The sequence below is a fragment of the Streptomyces sp. B15 genome (assembly GCF_018070605.1).
GTDB classification, from domain to species: Bacteria; Actinomycetota; Actinomycetes; order Streptomycetales; family Streptomycetaceae; genus Streptomyces; species Streptomyces smyrnaeus.
The window spans coordinates 37,664-55,126 of sequence record NZ_JAGPXJ010000034.1 but is presented as its reverse complement, the minus strand read 5'-3'; the positions used below and the strand labels follow the sequence as shown (position 1 = coordinate 55,126).

Annotated in this window: 14 protein-coding genes and 1 CRISPR repeat array (1 of these 15 running past the window's edge); of the genes, 4 read left to right on the top strand and 10 right to left on the bottom strand. The window is 67.9% G+C overall.

Going from position 1 to position 17,463, the window contains the following annotated elements; translation table 11 throughout:
• A CRISPR array of direct repeats spans positions 1-1,523; the repeat unit is 29 nt; unit sequence GGGAACAGCCCCGCAGACGCGGGGACCAC; it reaches 4,060 nt to the left of the window's first position.
• A gap of 101 nt (positions 1,524-1,624) precedes the next feature.
• From cas2e to casA, 7 genes are all read right to left on the bottom strand, one after another.
• The gene (cas2e, locus tag KBY19_RS17500) at positions 1,625-1,981 is read right to left on the bottom strand and encodes a type I-E CRISPR-associated endoribonuclease Cas2e (protein WP_210966126.1); all 357 of its coding nucleotides are present in this window, start codon (positions 1,979-1,981) and stop codon (positions 1,625-1,627) included.
• Positions 1,978-2,934 (bottom strand): type I-E CRISPR-associated endonuclease Cas1e, encoded by a 957-nt coding sequence (gene cas1e / locus KBY19_RS17495; protein ID WP_210966125.1) that lies wholly within the window; start codon positions 2,932-2,934, stop codon positions 1,978-1,980. The genes cas2e and cas1e overlap by 4 nt, the downstream gene beginning before the upstream one ends.
• A complete protein-coding gene (gene cas6e / locus KBY19_RS17490) occupies positions 2,931-3,659 on the bottom strand; it encodes a type I-E CRISPR-associated protein Cas6/Cse3/CasE (protein WP_210966124.1) in 729 nt (242 codons plus the stop codon). The genes cas1e and cas6e overlap by 4 nt, the downstream gene beginning before the upstream one ends.
• Positions 3,659-4,411, bottom strand: coding sequence for a type I-E CRISPR-associated protein Cas5/CasD (gene cas5e / locus KBY19_RS17485; protein ID WP_210966123.1), 753 nt, complete (start codon positions 4,409-4,411; stop codon positions 3,659-3,661). The genes cas6e and cas5e overlap by 1 nt, the downstream gene beginning before the upstream one ends.
• On the bottom strand, positions 4,408-5,607 hold the full coding sequence (gene cas7e, locus KBY19_RS17480; protein ID WP_210966122.1) for a type I-E CRISPR-associated protein Cas7/Cse4/CasC: 1,200 nt from the start codon (positions 5,605-5,607) through the stop codon (positions 4,408-4,410). Before cas7e ends, cas5e begins: the two co-directional genes overlap by 4 nt.
• Before the next feature lie 85 nt (positions 5,608-5,692).
• Entirely contained in the window at positions 5,693-6,493 is an 801-nt protein-coding gene (gene casB / locus KBY19_RS17475) for a type I-E CRISPR-associated protein Cse2/CasB (RefSeq protein ID WP_210966121.1), read from the bottom strand.
• Positions 6,490-11,223 (bottom strand): type I-E CRISPR-associated protein Cse1/CasA, encoded by a 4,734-nt coding sequence (gene casA, locus KBY19_RS17470; protein ID WP_210966141.1) that lies wholly within the window; start codon positions 11,221-11,223, stop codon positions 6,490-6,492. Before casA ends, casB begins: the two co-directional genes overlap by 4 nt.
• Before the next feature lie 1,349 nt (positions 11,224-12,572).
• Here casA and KBY19_RS17465 point away from each other — a divergent pair.
• The gene (locus KBY19_RS17465) at positions 12,573-13,016 is read left to right on the top strand and encodes a hypothetical protein (protein WP_210966120.1); all 444 of its coding nucleotides are present in this window, start codon (positions 12,573-12,575) and stop codon (positions 13,014-13,016) included.
• Between the two features lie 310 nt (positions 13,017-13,326).
• Here KBY19_RS17465 and KBY19_RS17460 read toward each other — a convergent pair whose 3' ends face one another.
• Positions 13,327-13,983 carry a YdcF family protein gene (locus KBY19_RS17460; RefSeq protein WP_307843536.1) on the bottom strand — a complete coding sequence of 219 codons (657 nt, stop codon included), beginning with the start codon at positions 13,981-13,983 and terminating at the stop codon, positions 13,327-13,329.
• Positions 13,980-15,053, bottom strand: a complete 1,074-nt coding sequence (locus KBY19_RS17455) for a DNA-binding transcriptional regulator (RefSeq protein ID WP_247691081.1) — start codon at positions 15,051-15,053, stop codon at positions 13,980-13,982. Before KBY19_RS17455 ends, KBY19_RS17460 begins: the two co-directional genes overlap by 4 nt.
• A 156-nt stretch (positions 15,054-15,209) precedes the next feature.
• Here KBY19_RS17455 and KBY19_RS17450 point away from each other — a divergent pair, with 156 nt between their 5' ends.
• On the top strand, positions 15,210-15,614 hold the full coding sequence (locus KBY19_RS17450) for a hypothetical protein (RefSeq protein ID WP_210966118.1): 405 nt from the start codon (positions 15,210-15,212) through the stop codon (positions 15,612-15,614).
• Between the two features lie 44 nt (positions 15,615-15,658).
• On the opposite strand, the gene KBY19_RS17445 is transcribed toward KBY19_RS17450, so the two are convergent.
• A complete protein-coding gene (locus tag KBY19_RS17445; RefSeq protein ID WP_210966117.1) occupies positions 15,659-16,126 on the bottom strand; it encodes a TrmO family methyltransferase in 468 nt (155 codons plus the stop codon).
• 242 nt (positions 16,127-16,368) lie between these two features.
• Here KBY19_RS17445 and KBY19_RS17440 point away from each other — a divergent pair, with 242 nt between their 5' ends.
• Together KBY19_RS17440 and KBY19_RS17435 are read left to right on the top strand one after the other, a co-directional pair.
• Positions 16,369-16,833: an ATP-binding protein gene (locus KBY19_RS17440; RefSeq protein WP_247691080.1), complete on the top strand. Its 465-nt coding sequence runs from the start codon at positions 16,369-16,371 to the stop codon at positions 16,831-16,833.
• Entirely contained in the window at positions 16,830-17,285 is a 456-nt protein-coding gene (locus KBY19_RS17435; RefSeq protein ID WP_210966116.1) for a DUF6415 family natural product biosynthesis protein, read from the top strand. The genes KBY19_RS17440 and KBY19_RS17435 overlap by 4 nt, the downstream gene beginning before the upstream one ends.
• Positions 17,286-17,463 lie beyond the last annotated feature (178 nt).

Here is a 17,463-nt window from a genome sequence, read left to right as displayed (position 1 = left end):
CCAAATGAAGATCAATCAGGAGGAGTTCGAGGGAACAGCCCCGCAGACGCGGGGACCACGAGCAGCAGGCCGTCCAGCGGTCCGCCGACCAGGGAACAGCCCCGCAGACGCGGGGACCACCCGGTGGCGGAACCGGCGCCGGACGGCGCCGAGGGAACAGCCCCGCAGACGCGGGGACCACAATCTGTTCGACAACCCGGGCGCCAACGCTGGGGGAACAGCCCCGCAGACGCGGGGACCACCGCTCACACGTGGTTCTCGTCCTGGTCGGTCAGGGAACAGCCCCGCAGACGCGGGGACCACTACCCCTCCACCGCCTTCTGGTGGAATCCTTCGGGAACAGCCCCGCAGACGCGGGGACCACAGCGTCTACGCGGCGTTGGCCAGGAACGTTTTGGGAACAGCCCCGCAGACGCGGGGACCACGGTGCGGGGCTTGCGCTGGGCGATGTCCAGCAGGGAACAGCCCCGCAGACGCGGGGACCACTGGCCCGTACGGTCGGCCGGGGCGGGCGGATCGGGAACAGCCCCGCAGACGCGGGGACCACTTCCCCATCGGTGTGGACGGCGCCATCGTTGCGGGAACAGCCCCGCAGACGCGGGGACCACCAGCTCGGAGCGACCTTCGCGATCACCCGCGCGGGAACAGCCCCGCAGACGCGGGGACCACGAGCAGGCCCACCGGCAGCCTGTGCCGCCGACGGGAACAGCCCCGCAGACGCGGGGACCACTCGTACGCCTCGTACTCGAAGCGCTCGGCCGCGGGAACAGCCCCGCAGACGCGGGGACCACGCCGCTGACCTGGGGTTTCGCTTACGCGGCGAGGGAACAGCCCCGCAGACGCGGGGACCACACAGACACCCAAGGCAGCGGGATACGAGAGGGGGGAACAGCCCCGCAGACGCGGGGACCACCGGGTGATGGCAGTGCGGGCGCGGTGCTGCCAGGGAACAGCCCCGCAGACGCGGGGACCACGTGACGGCCAGCCCGCGATCTGCGGGCTGGCCGGGAACAGCCCCGCAGACGCGGGGACCACTGGATGCGTACCGCCAAGCGCGGGATCCTCCAGGGAACAGCCCCGCAGACGCGGGGACCACGATTGCGCTGAGCGCTGTGCTGAGGGCGCGGAGGGAACAGCCCCGCAGACGCGGGGACCACGGATTTCACCGGCCCGTCCGAGTCGGGCGAGCGGGAACAGCCCCGCAGACGCGGGGACCACTCAACCAGCCTCGCCGAGTCAGGATTTGTGTGTGGAACAGCCCCGCAGACGCGGGGACCACCGGTAGGCGAGGCGCAGAAGCGCGTTGACGCCGGGAACAGCCCCGCAGACGCGGGGACCACCCTGAGGTGATTCCGTGGCTGGCCGGGTCCTGGGGAACAGCCCCGCAGACGCGGGGACCACCTGCGCCAAATCGCCCTCGTCCGGCTGCGGCTGGGAACAGCCCCGCAGACGCGGGGACCACGGCGTTGACCCTGGGCACGGAGGGCGCGGCCGGGGAACAGCCCCGCAGACGCGGGGACCACAGGCCGCGACCAGGGGCTTTGCATCGCCGAGCGCCGGTTTTTACCCACTAGCGCGAATTCCGACATAGTGGATCCGTATCGCAGGAACCTACTCAAAGTCATCAGCTGTTTCCGAAGCGACGGCGTTTGGCGGCCTTGCTCCAGCCCTGTTTGGGCGGTTTGGGAGCGGTTTCGTGGGGTTGGGTGGGGTTTGGGCGGTGTAGGAGTGTCAGGCCCTCATGGTCGACGGGGTGCCAGCTGTGGTCGTGGGTCTTGAAGGTGAAGCCCTGCTCGTTGTTGGTCTGGTAGGCGAGCAGGGCGCGGCCTTGGCCGGAGTATTGGCATACCTCGGCCCACAGGATCTCTCGCACGCGGGCGGAGGGGGAGCCCAGGAAGACGCCGGGGGAGAGTTCCAGTAGCCAGCGGGTCAGGAAGCCACGGAGTCCAGCGGGGCAGTTGGCCAGGATGATGACGGTCACCAGATGGGGTCTTCCCCGTAGTTCCGGCCGCCTGTCACATGAAGGTCCCCGTCGGTCTGCAAGGTGACGCTGTCCTGTGCTTCGGGAGATTCGCTGGCTTGGGCCTCGTCGTAGCGCAGGAGTTGCTTGATGTCTCGCACGCAGCGGTCCAACAGTGCGGTCTCGTTGATGCGGTCGCGTAGAGCCCGTCGTGTTCGTGTGGCCACGTCGTCGGGGCCGTGCGCTGCTGCGTCGAACGCGGCTGGGATGGCGATGTCGGTCTTGTAGAGGTCGGCGATGTCCAGGACGAAGGAGCGTTCGTGGCCGGAGTGGACGAATCCCAGGGCCGGGGAGCAGCCGAGGGCGGTGACGACTGCGTGCGCGATGCCGTACATGCATTGGGCGGCAGCGGTCACGGCCTGGTTGGGTGCGTCGCCTGCGGAGAAGTCCCCGTGGTGGTATTCGCGGCGCCGCCAGGGGACGCCGGTTCGGGTGGATTCGCGGCGGTAGCACTCCTTGAGGCGGCGGCCTTCCATGCGCAGCAGTTCGTCGCGGGTGTGTCCGGCCGGGTCCTCTTCCGGGAAGCGCAGACGGTACATCTCCCGGGCCACTTGCAGTCGGGTTCGCCGGTTGGCCCAGGCGGTTGCGTGCGCTTCGGCCAGTGCGGAGGAGCGGGTCAGTGCCCGGCCGCCGGCGTAGAAGCGCACGCCGTGCTCGCCGACCCAGGCGACCCCGGCGCCGCATTCGCCGAGGACGGACATGGCCTGGTGGGTGACGCGGGTGCCCGGTCCGAGCAGGAGTGTTCCGATGGTCGCTGCGGGGATGTGGGTGACGCCGTCGGTGTCCGTGGCGGTGATCGCGTTGTCGTCGCGGTGGACGGTGCACCGCTCCAGGTAGATGAAGGAGACCCGGTCTTTGACCCGGTACAGCTCGCGAGGGGTGGAGGCAGCTCGACGGCTGACGGTGCCGCTCACCGCAGGGGGGCCAGGGTCATCAGGCCGCAACCGTAGGCTTTGGCCTTGCCCAGGCCCTGGGTGAGGGTGCGGCGGAACACGTCGAGGTCGGTGATCCGCAGCCGACCGTCGAAGGTGACGCTCACGAAGCGGACTTCGCTTCGTGAGCGCGCGTCGCGTTTGCGGAACTGGTACGGCACCTGGTTGTGCACGATCACCTCGTACTCGTCGCCGGGATCGTCACCGTGTCCGGGCAGCAGGCGGCGTGCATCGGGCGTACGCGTGACTTCGAACCCGGCGCTCCGCTGCCGCTGGAGAAGCCACTGGAGCTGGTGTTTGGGGGTCAGGTGGGCGGTCCGTTTGGTGGGGGCGTCCTTGGCACTGCCTGGCTTGCGGATGTGGTGCACGGGGTTGGCGGTGAGGCGGAAGCCCCAGGTGTCTCCTTGTTTGAGGGTGGCCAGGAATTCGTCATAGGCGAAGGTGGACCATCCCGGCTCTTCGAGGGTGGGCCAGCCCATCTGCTCGACGAGGTGGGTCAGGTCCGGTCTGCTGGGGCTGACGATGAACAGGTCGGGTCGGCCGGAGGGGGTGTGGTCGAGGCGCCACAGCACGCGTGGTCCGTGTTCGTCCCGGGGTGGCGCGTCGGGGAAGGCCATGTTCACCGCGCCGTGCATGAAGTGTGGTGAGCCCAGCAGCCGCCGGGCTTCGGTGCGGGCGGTGTTGATGCGGAAGCGCGTCAGGTACATCAGATGGTCCTCGGGGGGCTCTCCGTGGTGCCCTCGTCAGAAGGGGCCACGGGGCGCAGGCCGGTGGTCGGGTCGTGGGACGCGGCGGTGGTCCGGTCGGTGATCAGTCCGCGCAGTTCGTAGCGTCTGTGGCGGGGGTCGAAGCTGGCCGGCGTATCACGCAGGGACAGGTGGGGAGTCTCTCCGGGCGGGCAGTCCAGCAGGAGATCCAGCGCTTCCGGGCCGGATGAGCTGCCGCTGGCTCGGGCAGTGCGCTCCAGTTGCCGGATGTACCAGTCGGATGCCTGCCAGGGGGCGCCGCGCAGCGCTTCTTCCAGGGAGGCGTCGACGGGCGGCCCCATCTCGACGGGCTGCGAGGGCGGGCAGGATCGGCGGCCGAGGTAGGGGAGGTAGTACGGCGCCATGAGGGCGCGATGCAGGCGGTCGAGCAGCGCGGCGTCGCCCTCGACCCCGGCGACGAACACCGCGTCGGTGAGGTAGTACCGCTCCGAGAGCGGCATGGCCTTGCCGGAGTCGGCGTGGTGAGCGGTGTGGAAGTCGCGCATGCGGGAGCCGGGCTGGTCGATCCGCACGCCGAAGCGCAGCGCGGCCAGGTCGGACAGGTCCGCGGTGCGGGGGCGGCCCTGCGCGGCGGCGAGCAGGCCGAGCACGCCGCTCTTGGTGGGGGTGTTCTCCGTGGTGCGCCGGGCGAAGCGGGCGGCTGCACCCCAGGACTGCATGGGGCCCGCCAGCCGGAGCAGCAGCGCGGTCATACGCTGGTCTCCAGCCGCTGGCCCACCGCCTCGGAGACCTCGCGCACGAGCTGGGTCAGTGACACCTCCGTGCCGAGTTCGCCAAGGGCGCTCGTCTCCTCGCCCACACGGAAAACCCAGCTCTGCTCCTGGTCGGCGATGCCGTACTGCCGCTCCAGGTCGGGCACGAACGTGGCGAGCTTTCGGCAGCTCTCCCTCACGTATCCGCCTGTCGAGGTTTTGGGGACCGGTTCTTCGAAGGCGCCTACGAAGCTGACGGGCCAGCGGTCCCGCAGCTTGACGATCACCGCCGAGGGAAGGGTGTGGTTGCCGAAGGTGTTGATCTTTCCGGTCGGCAGGGAGGTGACAAAGGCTTCCAGGAAGGCGCCCACTGCCTTCTCCACCGGGGTGGTCGGTGACTCGTTCTCGCGCAGCCCGTCTCCGAGGTTGCGTCGTAGCTGATCGACGTCCACGGCGGCGTAGCGGTAGAGCGTGGCCGAGTTGAAATCGATGGTTCCGATCATTCCCGCACCGGTCTCGTCTTCCCGGCTGAGATCGTCCACCGCCGTGTAGTAGTCGGACTCGATGTCCGACTTGTGCACGCTGAGAGCGTGAGCCACCTGTGTTGCCGCGTCCACGTTGAGGTCGGCGGAGTCGGCGACCATACGGCCGAAGAGGGCGATGTCGACAGAGTGCCGAGTGTCGACTGCCTGCCTGGCGTGGGCCTTGTTCTCCTTCAGGAACTTCTTGAGTTCTTTGGGGTCTCCATCCTCGCCGCTTCCGGTGACGGCCAGCTCGGCGAGGGCGTCCAGCTGCCGTGCGCTCAAGAACATCAGGTACGAGGATTCGGGGGTCTCGGCTCCCTCCTCCCCGTCAGCGGTCTTTGGCTTGCGCTTCGGTACCTCGATGGTCGAGCCGGTCGCGGCCTTGAGCACGTCGGTGGCGAGTTGTACGGACACCGGTTGCAGCTGTGTGTTCCGGGCGACGATCCGTTCGGCAAGTGCGGCTGCCACCTTTTTCGTCCGCACGCCCAGGTCGGCCGGGGGCAGGAGGTCCTCGAACGCCCGGCGTGTGGCCCGCTTCCACGCCTGGCTCGACACGCGTGCCCGCCGTACCCCGCCGAAGTAGGCCGACTTGGGGGTTCCTGTGTCGTCGCGGTTGAGGTTGCTCGGCGGGACGGTCTGGAGAATGTGGATGTCGAGGATGGTTCGGGTCACCGTAGATCCATTCTGCTCGCGGCCCCTGCTCGTGGGCCCGTTGAAATGCGCGTAGGTGGCTTGCTGTTCGGGGTGTGGCGGGGCGTCACTCGGCCTTCGTGTCGTCGGCCGAGGGCTGCCTTGCGTACGCGAGGTGGAACTCCCGGCCCCAGGCTCGCCGCACGCCGTCCTGGAGAGGGTCGCTTTGCCAGAGCAGGAGCTGGCCCGCAAGGTAGCCGTAGTCCAAGGGGATGCGTGCGGTTCGCAGCAGGAGGACCATCTGGCGCAGACGCCAGCTGAGGGTGTCGAAGTCCGTCGATGTGCCGATCCGCACGAAGCGCTTGCGGATGGTCTCGCTGGCGTCTTCGACGGGGGGCCTCCCGCTTTCGGAGCTGGCTTTGCCGGTGTCGGCAGGCTCAAGCTGATCGTGGGTGCCGGTCATGCCGTGGGCGAGCCGCCGGACCGCGCGTCCCAGCGGCCAGTTGGTTTGGTGCATCGGGGTGTCGCGGATGGACTGCTGGTGCAGGGCCCAGAGGGTCACCGCCAGGTGCACGGCCCGTTCCTCCCGTGCCTGTCGCTCTTCCTCTTTCTGCCTGGCGCGGGCCGAGAAGTGCTGCGGTGCAGCCTGGTCGCCTCGGCGGTCTTGTTCCGTCTCCTGCTCCGCGTTCCTGAGAAACGAGAGATCCTCAAGGTCGTCGAGCCCCCACGCGGTGGGTGAAGCGTGCGGGTCGCGGCCTGCTTCGCGGCGCAACCGCGCCACTGCGGCCACTGCGGAGGCGACATCCTGGCGGTAGCCGCCCTGGAGACGGCCGACCGTACGGCGGGTGGCGCTTTGCACCAAGTCAACGCTGCGGTCGATGGCGTCCGGGGCCGGTGTGGAGAAGGTCTGGTTCGTGCTGGTGGTCATGAGGCGCTCTCCCTGGGGTCCTCGGGTGTGTCGGTGGCCGGGCCGAGAACCTTGTTCAGGCGTCCCGCGAACCACACGTTGGCCCGGCCGGCGTCCATCCACCGGGAGCCCAGGCCGGGGAGTTCGACCATCCGCCCCTCGTCCGCGGCCGGGCCGGCAGAGGCGAGGATCTGGCGGCCGAGGCTGGACATGTGCCGGCGCACGGTGGACTTCCAGGCCCCTCGTGCCGCCTCCAAGTCGGAGAAGGACAGCAGGTCCGTCAGCCACGCTCGGTAGGGACCGTCCAGCGCACCGAACCCCGCGTCCCGCGCGGTGCCGGTGGGCGGGGCCGGATCGCTTCCGGCAGCCCTTGCGAGGTTTCCGGCAAGCTGCCCCAACGCCTCGACGGCGTCCTCGGCCCACTGGACTGCGTCCAGAGCCGCGGCGCCGTACACCGGGTTCTTCTCGTGAAGGGTGATCACCGGGAGGACCACGGAGTCGTCCACGACTTCGTCCACTACCGATTGCTGTGTGCCGTAGACGGCACCGACGAGACGCAGCCGGACGAGTTTGCCCGGATCGACCTCCCCTTCGGTGATCACTTGGGTGAACCAGCGACTGATGCCCGAGCGCAGGGCCCGGGGTGCTTCCCCTTTCTTCCCGGCGTCGCTCGTGCTCTGGCGCGCGGGTAGAAGAGAGGCGAGGCCGCGCCAGGCCGTCCTGCCGGGGTCGTGGCGCCGTGGTGCGTACACCGGCTGTCGCTGCTGCTGCTTTTCCAGAGCAGGGCTGCGGCGCCAGGCAGTCATCGGCTCCAACTTCCAGGGGGATGCGACGGCGAGCTGATCGCCATACCCGAGGACTACGCCCGTCACTGCCCCGTTCTCCGGGTGCAGCCGAAGCCTCCTGGACTGCCAGGTGTACAAATCCCGCAACCCCAGGGGTCGTTGGGTATCTCGGGGGGCGGCTCCGGTCGGTACCCGTCGCCACACGGGACGGTCGTCCCCGGTCCCGTCCTGGGCTAGGTCCAGCTCATAGGGCGCGAGCAAGTTCAGCAGCAGCGTCTCGCGCACGGTGTCGCCCTCGGCGAAAACGCCGCCCAGATTCCCCAGTGAGCCCACCCCCAGCGGATAGACCTTCCCTGCCTTCGCCCGTTCCTCGTCGCCGACCAGGGCGGACTTGATGCCAGAGGTATCGAATGCGTGCGCGTGCACCAGCCAGCGGGCCGCCTCCGCGTAGGAGAGCCTGTCGACGCCGGGCCTGCGCATGCTGAAGAACACCGAGCCGACGGGCACGTCAGTGACGATGCGGCTGAGCGGAGCCAGGTCGTCCCTGGCCGTGCGCAGCCCGGCCACCTGGTAGAAGGGCCGCTCGGGATGGAACAGGTCGAAGCGGTCACGGTACCGGTCGAGGTAGGCAGGGACCTCGGCGAACGGATCGTCGGAGAGCCACAGCTCCTCCCAGTCCTCCAACGTCTCAGGAAACGTCGCGCCATGCGCGTCGGCCAACGCGTCGTACACGATGGCCAGGAGCAGTCGCAGCACAGCTATCTCCTGCGTCGGCAGGTCCCCCACCATCCGCCGAAGCTGCCCGGCCTCCTTGAACAGCTGTGACAAAGAGACCTCCTGCACCGTGCCGTCCTCGCGCTGCACCGGCACCCACGGTGCGGAGACCAGGTTGAAAGAGGGAGGCCCGGAGTCCACTGGCTGTTCCTCGCTCACCGCACCGCCCTCCGTAACCGGCTGGGAAGAGCCGAACTGCTCTTCGCCGCCCTCAGTGCCCGCTTGCTCATTCCGACCGTCCTCTCCTGCGACCCCGCGCTCGGCCGCAGGGGTCCGCCTGCCTTCCGGCAACGGGCCATCATCGGCCCGAGACGGCTCAATGACCCGCAGCCCGTCGGCAGGGCTGTACTCCAGAAGGAAGCCTGACAGACGGGTCTGACAATCCTCGTCCAGAACGAGCAGCAACTCCCCTGCCAGCCAAGGGCATTCCTTCACCTGCCAGGCCGGAATCAGTAGCCCCTCCAGTTCGGCAATGGCGCGGTCGATCACCCACGGCTTACTGAAGAGCGCGGGCAGTGTGAGGGAACTGGCCGCCACCGCTTCTGCCGCACGACGGCTCGGCGGAAAGTCCGTGGACAGAACGAGAGCACCGAGCGGCCCTTCCTCATCGTCAGCCAGCCACGGGACCGTGGTCAGGCTCCCGTCCGCCCGCCGCTGGATGACCAAGACCTCCAAGGACTCCTCGGCATCGCGCACCTGCGCGCGGCCCGCACCGGTGTCGTCGGTGTCCCCGGCCTGGGCCTCCAGCCACCCGTACACCGGCCTTCCGGGACGCCGCACCGGTCCCAGGAGATAGCTCTCCGCCTTCTCCCTCTTCGCGGCCAGCAACTCCTGGTGCTGCGCCCGGGCCTCAACCATCGCTTCCGCCCACGCCTCCGGCACCGCCGGATCAGCGTCGTATGCCTGCTGCACCAGCGGGCTGATCCCGTCGGGCATCTTCAAGGGGGAGCCGTCCAAGTGGGGGCCGAGCACGGCGAGTGCAGCCAGCAGCGTGTAGTCGCCCCCGTAGACCGCCCGCGACCCTTCGACGGGGCGAGGCGGCGTGGCCTGCCAGTCCACTCCCGTGATCAGACAGCGGGGCCTACTCAGCCGAGCCGGCCGTGGCCGCACATGCCGATGCAGGCGTCCCATCCGTTGCAACACCAGGTCGACCGGCGCCAAGTCGGTGACCATCACATCGAAATCGATATCGAGTGACTGCTCGACCACCTGACTGGCTACCACCACGTGCCTGGCGGGGCGTTGGTCACCTCCCGGCCCGAACCGTCGGACCAGCTCCGCGTCCTTCGCAGCCCGATCGGCGGCCAGGAAACGGGAGTGCGCGACCGTCACCGCCTCCTCACCGAACCTCTCGCGCAGCACCTGCGCCGCCTCCAGCACCCGAGCCACCGTGTTCCGGACGACCAGCGCGCAGCCCCCATCGGCCAGCTCCTCGGCCAGCCGCTCGGCCAAGACGGACACGTCGTCCTCGCAGCGCTCCACCACCACCTCTGCTCCGCGCCCCGAAGCCGCACCAGGACGGACACTCACGGCCCGGCAGCCCGGCGACACCGCACTGACCAGGGGATAGGCATCCGCCGCCGACTCGACCTCCGCAGCACCCGACTCCCCGGCGTACGCGGCAGCCAGAGCCCGCCGACGCGCGGACGGAAGCGTCGCGGACAGCAGAACAACCGGCACCCTGTATGCCGCCAGCCACTCCAGCACCCGGTCCAGATACCTGCTCATGTACGCGTCGTAGGCATGAACCTCGTCGATGACAACGACCTTCCCCGCCACCGCCAGATGCCGAAGCGCCAGATGCCGGCTCTTCAGCCCGGCGAACAGCACCTGATCGATCGTCCCCACCGCGAACGACGCCAGCAGCTGCTTCTTCCGACCCCGCAACCACTGATGCGCATGCAGCCCCGCAGGACGCGCACCCACCTCCACACGCCCGTTCGCGCCGTCCGGATCAATCGCGGCAACAGCCCGCCGCCCCCGCCTCAACATGCCGGCCCACGTCCCGTTCAGCGCCGCCTTGGCGTGAGCGAGCACGACCGACAACGACTCGCCCTCATCACGCGGCAAGTGCTCCAGCCACTTCGCCAAGCGGTCGAACATCGCATCGCTGGTGGCACGCGTCGGCAACGCCACCAGGACCCCGCCCGCCCCCGAGCGCGCAGCAAGGACCTCCGCCGCAGCAAGGGCCCCCTCAGTCTTGCCCTCGCCCATGGGCGCTTCGATCATCACCAGGCCGGGCTCCGGCATGGAGCGCGCCACGCGTACGGCCTCGGCCTGCACCGGACGCACCTCACAGCCCCGCAGCTGGGGAAAGCGCACCGCGAACAGCTCCGATACCGGCCCTTGCGGCACTTTTGGCGTCCACGGTCTCGGCAGATCCAACCCCGCCCAGGCAGCCCGCAACCGGCGCTGCTCACCTACCGCTCCGGCAGGCCGCCACGACTCCGGGTCGTACGGGAACAGCTCGGGAGCACTGGCGATCCAGTCCGCAACGATCACTACCGAGGACAGCAACACCTGCGCCGTCTGCGGCAGCCACACCCCCCTCCACTCCGCGAACCGCTCCGTGACCCCTGCCGCCTGTGCGCATGCGTCCATCAATGCGAACTGCACGCCGCGCCAGACCTCTTGTGGTGTCCCGGGGTGCCGGAGCAGGTGAGGGCGAAGCTGGAGATCGTGAATGTGCTGGTGTTCCGGAGGCACCCCGTGATGCCCGCCCACCACGACCGCGAACTGCCCGGACACCCGTCCAGCGAGCCCGAACCGCTCTCCCAGCCACTCCTGAAGCAGCAATTGCCCAGCCAGCCCGTGCGGAGCCAGCCGCCGGTCTGACCCATATTCCCTGGCGGTCAGCATGTCCAACCCGGCATCCCTCATGCCCACAGCAAGAGGTTCAACCTGGCAGGCAAAGGCGGGAGTGGCCTTCCCGGTGTCATGGACACCGCCTAGGAACCGCACCAGTCGAAGAGCGTCACCGCCCCCGCCAGGCAATGGCTCAGCCACTACCTCCCTGACTGAACGGGGAACCCATCGCTCCCACAGCTCTCCGGCGACCGCCATGCTGTCGGCCATGTGCCGCCACAGCGGAAGCCAACCCTCCGTCGTGCGATCGTGCTTGGCCCAGGCCACTCGCGCTGCCGGGGGCAACTCCTGAAACGCAGCAGCACGCGCCGCAGCCGTCACGGTCATGGATGCATCAAACATGCCGAAATACCTCGCAGGACGGATACAGCGAAAGCCCCCACCACGCTCCGCACCTGGTGTAAGTGCGCGACACGAAACAGGCTGCCCGGCCCCTTCCGGGCCGGGCAGCCTGCGCTCTCCATCAAGCTCGACGCTTGGCCACCGCCAGCCGGACCGTCGCAACCAACACGATCACCACTACGACGAGGCCCCACAGTCCTGGCGCGTATGGCGAGGGCGTGGCTGGAGCGGCGGCGATCGTCGCGGTGACCAAGCCGTACGCACAAGCGCATGACGTGGAATGAGAGGGGTGGGCAGACGGACAGCCAAGGTTGGGCATTAACATTGGTTACTCCTTCAGCATTTGCACAGTGCTCTGGGATATGCCGGGCCCGCCCCTTCTCGCTGCAACGAGGAGCGGCGGGCCCGTGCGCGTTGGCACGGCCCCGCCTGCGAGGGAGGGCTCGGAGAGCGTATCAACCCCAACGGGCAGCGGAGGGAGGCTTGTTGGCGATGTACTGCTCGCCTACGCATAGCACCACCCCAGTTGAGCAATATCGGGACGCTGTTCCAGGACCCGATCGACGTGGCTCCAGGGGACCAGCCCCGCATACGCGGGGATCACCTCGGAATTGCGCCTTCGAATCGCGCCTCCCCAGGGGACAACCCCGCATGCGCGGGGACCACGACTGGGCCGTGACGAGGCCACGGTCTGCATCCGGACCACCCCCGCTTGCGCGGGGGCCACTGGTGTATGGATCGCGGACGAGGACCCCTACCGGGCTCCCGTTCGCGTGAAACCACACTACCCGTCAGGCCGAGGGTGTTTAGAGGTACGGACCACCCCCCCGCTTGCGCGGGGACCACGCTGAAGAATTTGTCACCCGCATGGAACAGGTCGGAACACTCCCGCTCGCGCGGGGACCACCTCACGCTGCGGAGACGCGGTGCCGGTCTCATCGGAACACCCCCGCTCGTGTGGGGACCACCCACGGCGCGAACGCCCCACGCAGCGCGATCCGGGAACAGCCCCGCATACGCGGGGACCACCATGACGTTCTCCTCACTGGAGTTTTCAACTGGGGAACAGCTCCGCATACGCGGGGACCACCCATCCTTGGGGCCGCCCTCTGCGGCCGGACCGGGAACAGCCCCGCGGAGTCCGCATCCCGCCCGCCTGCCCCATTGGCGGTATACGTATCCATTCAGCTGGATGCTGAGGACGGAAGGTCCCGCCGAGTGTTGTCGGCGGGGCCGCGTTGGCGTTGCTTCAGTCCCGCACGGAGAACACTCGGCACGGGTGAAGTCGAGCATTTCGGCCCGTCTGCACAGGTACGGCGGCGAAGATGGGCGGCATGAGTGACTGGACGGTGATCGGCCTCATCGATGAGGACGCCCGGATCCTGCACGTGGCCGCAGTCTTCCCCGGCGATGTCACCCGGGCTGCCGAGACCCCACGGACTGAGGGCTTCCGGCCCATCACCCGAGCAGTGGCCGCAGCGACGAGCGCGGAGGCCGTGTCCCGGGTGCGAGATGAGGTCGAGGGCGCCGAGCCGATGCCTGCCGGCGGGGGCTGCTTCTCCTGTCGCGACCTCCGGAGTGGCGATCTGCGCGTCCGTGACGCGCTCGGCCACGACAAGCACGGGCACCGGCTGTCGAACCTGATGATGCGGGAGGGCTACGGCGACCCCGCGTCGTTCCTCGCGGCCGACCTCACGGTGCTGGATGCGCTGCGGGGCATGGGCGACGAGTCGAGGGCCCGGGTACGGCGAGCCCGCCGCCGACTCCGTCGCGCCTGATTCGCGTCTACGGACGGGCACCCGGTTTCCACAGATGCGATCCGCCGGTATGACGATCTGTCGCGCCTGTGGATAACCCGCCGCACGTCTCTCCCAGCTCGGCCTACGGTCCTCGTCCGCCTACAGGGGAGGTAAGCCATGGACGAGGACGGGACCGGCGTGGACTGGAGCCGCTGGGCTGTGCTGATCGCTGTCGTCCAACTGGCTGTCGACGTGGCCGGAGTGTGGCGGTGACATCTCGACTCGTGCGGCCCCCTGTGGGCGATGCCGTGCTCGACTCGGATGCGGCATGGGAAATGCGTCTTGTGAGTCAGTCGCGGAGCAGCCAGGTGTCGTAGCCGCGAACTCGGAGTCGGTCGAAGGCTTTGCGGACTTTCTCAGGAATGTCCTGTTCGATGGCGAAGCCTCGCTTGGGGTACTCCATGATCCGGTGTGTGTCGCCCATCATCATGTCGATGAGCGTCTTCTCGTCCTCCTGCTCCTTGGCGTACGCGTCGTAGGTCATCGCCTGGGCAGCGCACACGGGTTCCACCTCCGGCCACAGCTTGCGGCACGTGGCGTACGCCCGCCGCTGCATGTATGGCATGGAGATCAACAGTACCGAGTCCGGGGTTTTGCCAGCGCTGGCCAACATTTCGCGGGCGAAGCTGATGTTCTGGCCGGTATTGGTGGCATTCGGCTCCAGCAGGATCGCGTCGTCCGGCATGCCCAGGGCGAGTGCCCGCTCGCGGAAGTGCACTGCCTCGCCTCGGGGGAAGGGCTCCTGGGTGGCTGCGCTGGTGCTGCCGGTGAACACCACCAAGGGGAAAGCTCCGGCGTGGTAGAGCTCTGCAGCAGTCGTGGCGACGCCGATGTCACAACCGCCCAGCGCGATGGCGGCTGGGCAGGAACGCACCGGGTGTCCCATGAGGTTGTACTCCCAGAGCAGCCGGGCGTCGTCGCGGTCGCGATCGGTGATCACCGTCACGCATACTCCTCGTTGTTGCGAATGTTGTCGATGCAGCGAAGCTGGTGCCTGAGTCCATATCGGTCTGCTGTTGCCGCAGCCCCGGCAAGCATGGCCTGTCCCTCGCCACGTGTCGCTCGGTCGGTCACCAGGATGTGCGCATGCGCAGTGTCGAGCTGGACGCGTTCGAGCGGTGACTTCGGGCTCACAGCGGAGCGAGCCGTCTCGATGTAGCGAAGGGCTCCTGTGAGGTCTCCTTCCCCACGGTGAGCCAGGGCGAGCTTTTGTTGAGCGACGGCCCAGTCCTCGGGCTCCGCAAGTTCTTCGAATTCTCTCGCTGCTGAATGCATAAACCCGATCGCGGACTCGTTGCATCCCTGCTTGGACAAGGCTGTGCCGATCCATAGGCGCGCCCGGACCCGGTCACAGGTGCTTAACCGCTCGTCCTCCGCAAGCGCGTCGTAATGGGACGCGGCAGTGGTGAGCTTGCTGGACATCTCGGCAACAATGGCCTGCGTCAGCTCGATCTGCGCCGCCCGTCTGGGAATACCAAGGTCGATGAACACGCTGTGTGCATCGGCGTACAAGCCCTTCGCCGTCATGAGGTCCTGGACCGTCCCCTGCAGGCGCCGCATGTCACCGCACAGGGTGAGCGAGCGCGCGTACAGGTACAGCCCTCGCTCGTCCAGATCCCGCCGTTGCACGCGTTGCAGCCACCGCTCCAACAGGGAGCCGGCAAAGCCGAAATCCTGACGACTCAGACAGACCATGGCTCGCTCTACGTCGTCTGTCCATGTTTCATACTCCGCCGCAGTAACCGCCGGGGCTTTCCGGAGCTGGCGCTTGGAGTTTGAACCTTGCTCGATCAGCAGTCGCTCGAAACGCTGCGAGGTGGAGCTGTCGGCCCGAGCGAGGGCTGTGTCGAGGATGGCCTGGCTGTCGGGCTGCGGCTCCGTTGCGGTGAGCAGCTTCTCCCACTTGGAGACTGTGTTGACTGCGACGCCCAAGTGCTCAGCGAAGGCGCGGACGCTCAGCCGTAGAGCGTGACGGAGTGCTCGGGCTTCCAGCCCGGTCCACTTGTGCACGGTCATCACGTCTCCCTCCTTTCCGCCGGTCATGGAACCACGGCCAGGGCAGCTCGTGGGATGGAAGTGGGACGAAAGTGGAACAGCGGTTGATTCCGTGACGGTCGGCGAGGAGCCACGCTCGGACTGTCAGAACCCCGAGTGCCCTTCGAGGTCAGCGTCATGGAACTTACGGAGCAGCGCGGCATCGGTGACGTGGTGGTCTATGGCTACCTGCGTGCGACAAGCGTCACCCGAGCGCGCCACGCGTCCCTGCTCAACGCGTTGGGCGACTACTGCCGTCGCCACGAGCTGCGGCTGGCTGGCACCTTCACCGAGCGGAACAACACCTGTCCAGCTGCGTTCATCGGACTGCTCGACGTGCTCGCACTGCCCGGCGCATATGGCGTCGTGATTCCCGCCCCCGCCCATCTTGGGGCGCGTCCGGTAGCGGCCGAACGCCGGAAGAGGCTGCTCGAACTGGGCACGAAGCTCCTCATAGTGCGAGGAGGCCGTCGTGCACCGGTGAGCCGTATGGAGGCGGAGACCGACTCCCGTGACCTTCCGGCGACGGGGATCGGGTCATGAGGTGTCTTCAAAGCCGCCCCCCTGCGGCCGGACGGAGGAGCTGCTCAGCGCTCCTTGGCGTCGCGCCAGTAGTTCGTGAGTATCTCGCTGAGCCAGGAAGGCTGGGTGAGTGGGCCGCGCGGCAGTATCTCCTGGAAGACGGCTACGAGATCGATCACCGCCTTGCCGTCATCGGCATCGAGATCAGGGACGCGCAGATCGTGGCCTTCAATACGGAGAAGCCTCGGAAACGAGGTGGCGGTGCGGGTCGGACGCCGGTGGTTGTGGTGGACGAAGGTCCCTGTCGCCGGCCAGCTCGGATTGTCCCTGGTCGACCATGCATGCAGAGGGACATCGTCGGCCGAGCCCATGCTGAAGCACCACGTCACCCGGAGATGGCTGAACTCCTCGACACCCTGAAGTGTCTCGATCAGGTACTCGGGAGCGAGGCGGACCACGGTCGGCGCGACTTTGGGTTGCGACCAGCCTGTTTCCGCGATGACAGCGGCCAGTTCGTCGTTCCGTTCGTGCACCGTGGTGCACGCCCTGCTCCGAAAACGAACCTTGACGGGTTTGACGGTATCGCCAGCCCCTTGGGAGCACCGACCTGCGGCTCTTCACGTTCGCTCAGCGACACCCCAATCACTCAACTGCCTTTCCCCGGAGGGAACCGGTGAAGCTTCCAGATGGTTGGGGTCGGGGTCCGTCATTGCGGGGCCAGCGGCAGCAGGCCAGAAATCCAGCGTCTGTGCCCCGCGCACCTGGAAGGAACTCGATGACCACAGCAGCGGTTGCTACCACAGCCCCATCCGGGAACAGGTTCGAGATCGTCATGGAGCCGGATCCTTCCCGGGTCGCCCTCGCCCGCCGAGTCACAGAGCGTCACCTACGGCGATGGGACATGCCCATGCCGTTGATGGAGGACGTTCTCCTGGCTGTCTCGGAGTTGGTCACCAACGCCGTGTGTCACGGTCACGGGGATACCGTCGGGCTTCGTGTGCGGTTCGCCGTCGGAAAGCTGACTGTCGAAGTCTCCGACGAAAACCCGACACCGGCCCGACCGCGTTCGACAAGTGAGACCGACGAGCACGGCCGCGGATTGCTCCTCGTTGCCGCCCTGTCAGACGAGTGGGGTACAAGCTTCGGCGGGACGAGGACATGGTGCACCTTCAGCGTCCCTGTCAGCAGGAACGCCAGGCGGTTCGAGGGACGGAGCACCTCATCCAAGGACGCGGCATGACGACGTCGCGACCCGTCCTCCCGAGGCGAGAGCGGCGGAAGCTCGAGGTCGAGCCCGCCGGGAAGGTGCCCGCCACCAAGTTGCGCGCCTGTATCGACGTCATGCACGACTGGTTTATCCAGGATGAAGAGATCGATGATGCTCTGGACGCCGTGATGGGCAAGGAATCGGCGCTCCTGCGTCAGGGAGAGCTGGACGAGTTACTGCCCCGTATGCGCCAGCACCTTCGTCAGCTCGTTCACATCGCCACCACGCGTGTCAGCGGCGATGGGGGACCGGAGCTGGCCGAGGTCGTCACCCGCGCGCAACAACTCGTCTCGACCCCGATTCCCGACGACTTCCCCGACGCTCGGGGATACGCCCGACGTCTGGCTCTCGTGGTCGGAGACGTCCTCGAGATCTTGGCCGTGGAGCAGGAGGCAGCGCAGGCGGAGGAGCGGTGGTTGGCATGACGTTCCCACACACTTACTGGTGCCATATGGACTACACCAACCCCGACGGTGCCCATGTCTGTCTCCGTGGGACAGCGATGCCGGACCCCGTTCAGGCGGTGGCCTGGCTTCGGGAGACGACGCGGGACATTGCCTGGACGCTCGATCGCAGCGTCTTCCCGCCCAGGTTTGGGCATGG

What these genes read in the sequence shown, in the direction of transcription:
- cas6e (WP_210966124.1), bottom strand. Translation starts at nt 3,659, where the DNA reads ATGTACCTGACGCGCTTCCGCATCAACACCGCCCGCACCGAAGCCCGG.
- casB (WP_210966121.1), bottom strand. Translation starts at nt 6,493, where the DNA reads ATGACCACCAGCACGAACCAGACCTTCTCCACACCGGCCCCGGACGCC.
- KBY19_RS17440 (WP_247691080.1), top strand. Translation starts at nt 16,369, where the DNA reads ATGACCACAGCAGCGGTTGCTACCACAGCCCCATCCGGGAACAGGTTC.
- KBY19_RS17465 (WP_210966120.1), top strand. Translation starts at nt 12,573, where the DNA reads ATGAGTGACTGGACGGTGATCGGCCTCATCGATGAGGACGCCCGGATC.
- KBY19_RS17450 (WP_210966118.1), top strand. Translation starts at nt 15,210, where the DNA reads ATGGAACTTACGGAGCAGCGCGGCATCGGTGACGTGGTGGTCTATGGC.
- KBY19_RS17455 (WP_247691081.1), bottom strand. Translation starts at nt 15,053, where the DNA reads ATGACCGTGCACAAGTGGACCGGGCTGGAAGCCCGAGCACTCCGTCAC.
- cas5e (WP_210966123.1), bottom strand. Translation starts at nt 4,411, where the DNA reads ATGACCGCGCTGCTGCTCCGGCTGGCGGGCCCCATGCAGTCCTGGGGT.
- KBY19_RS17435 (WP_210966116.1), top strand. Translation starts at nt 16,830, where the DNA reads ATGACGACGTCGCGACCCGTCCTCCCGAGGCGAGAGCGGCGGAAGCTC.
- casA (WP_210966141.1), bottom strand. Translation starts at nt 11,223, where the DNA reads ATGACCGTGACGGCTGCGGCGCGTGCTGCTGCGTTTCAGGAGTTGCCC.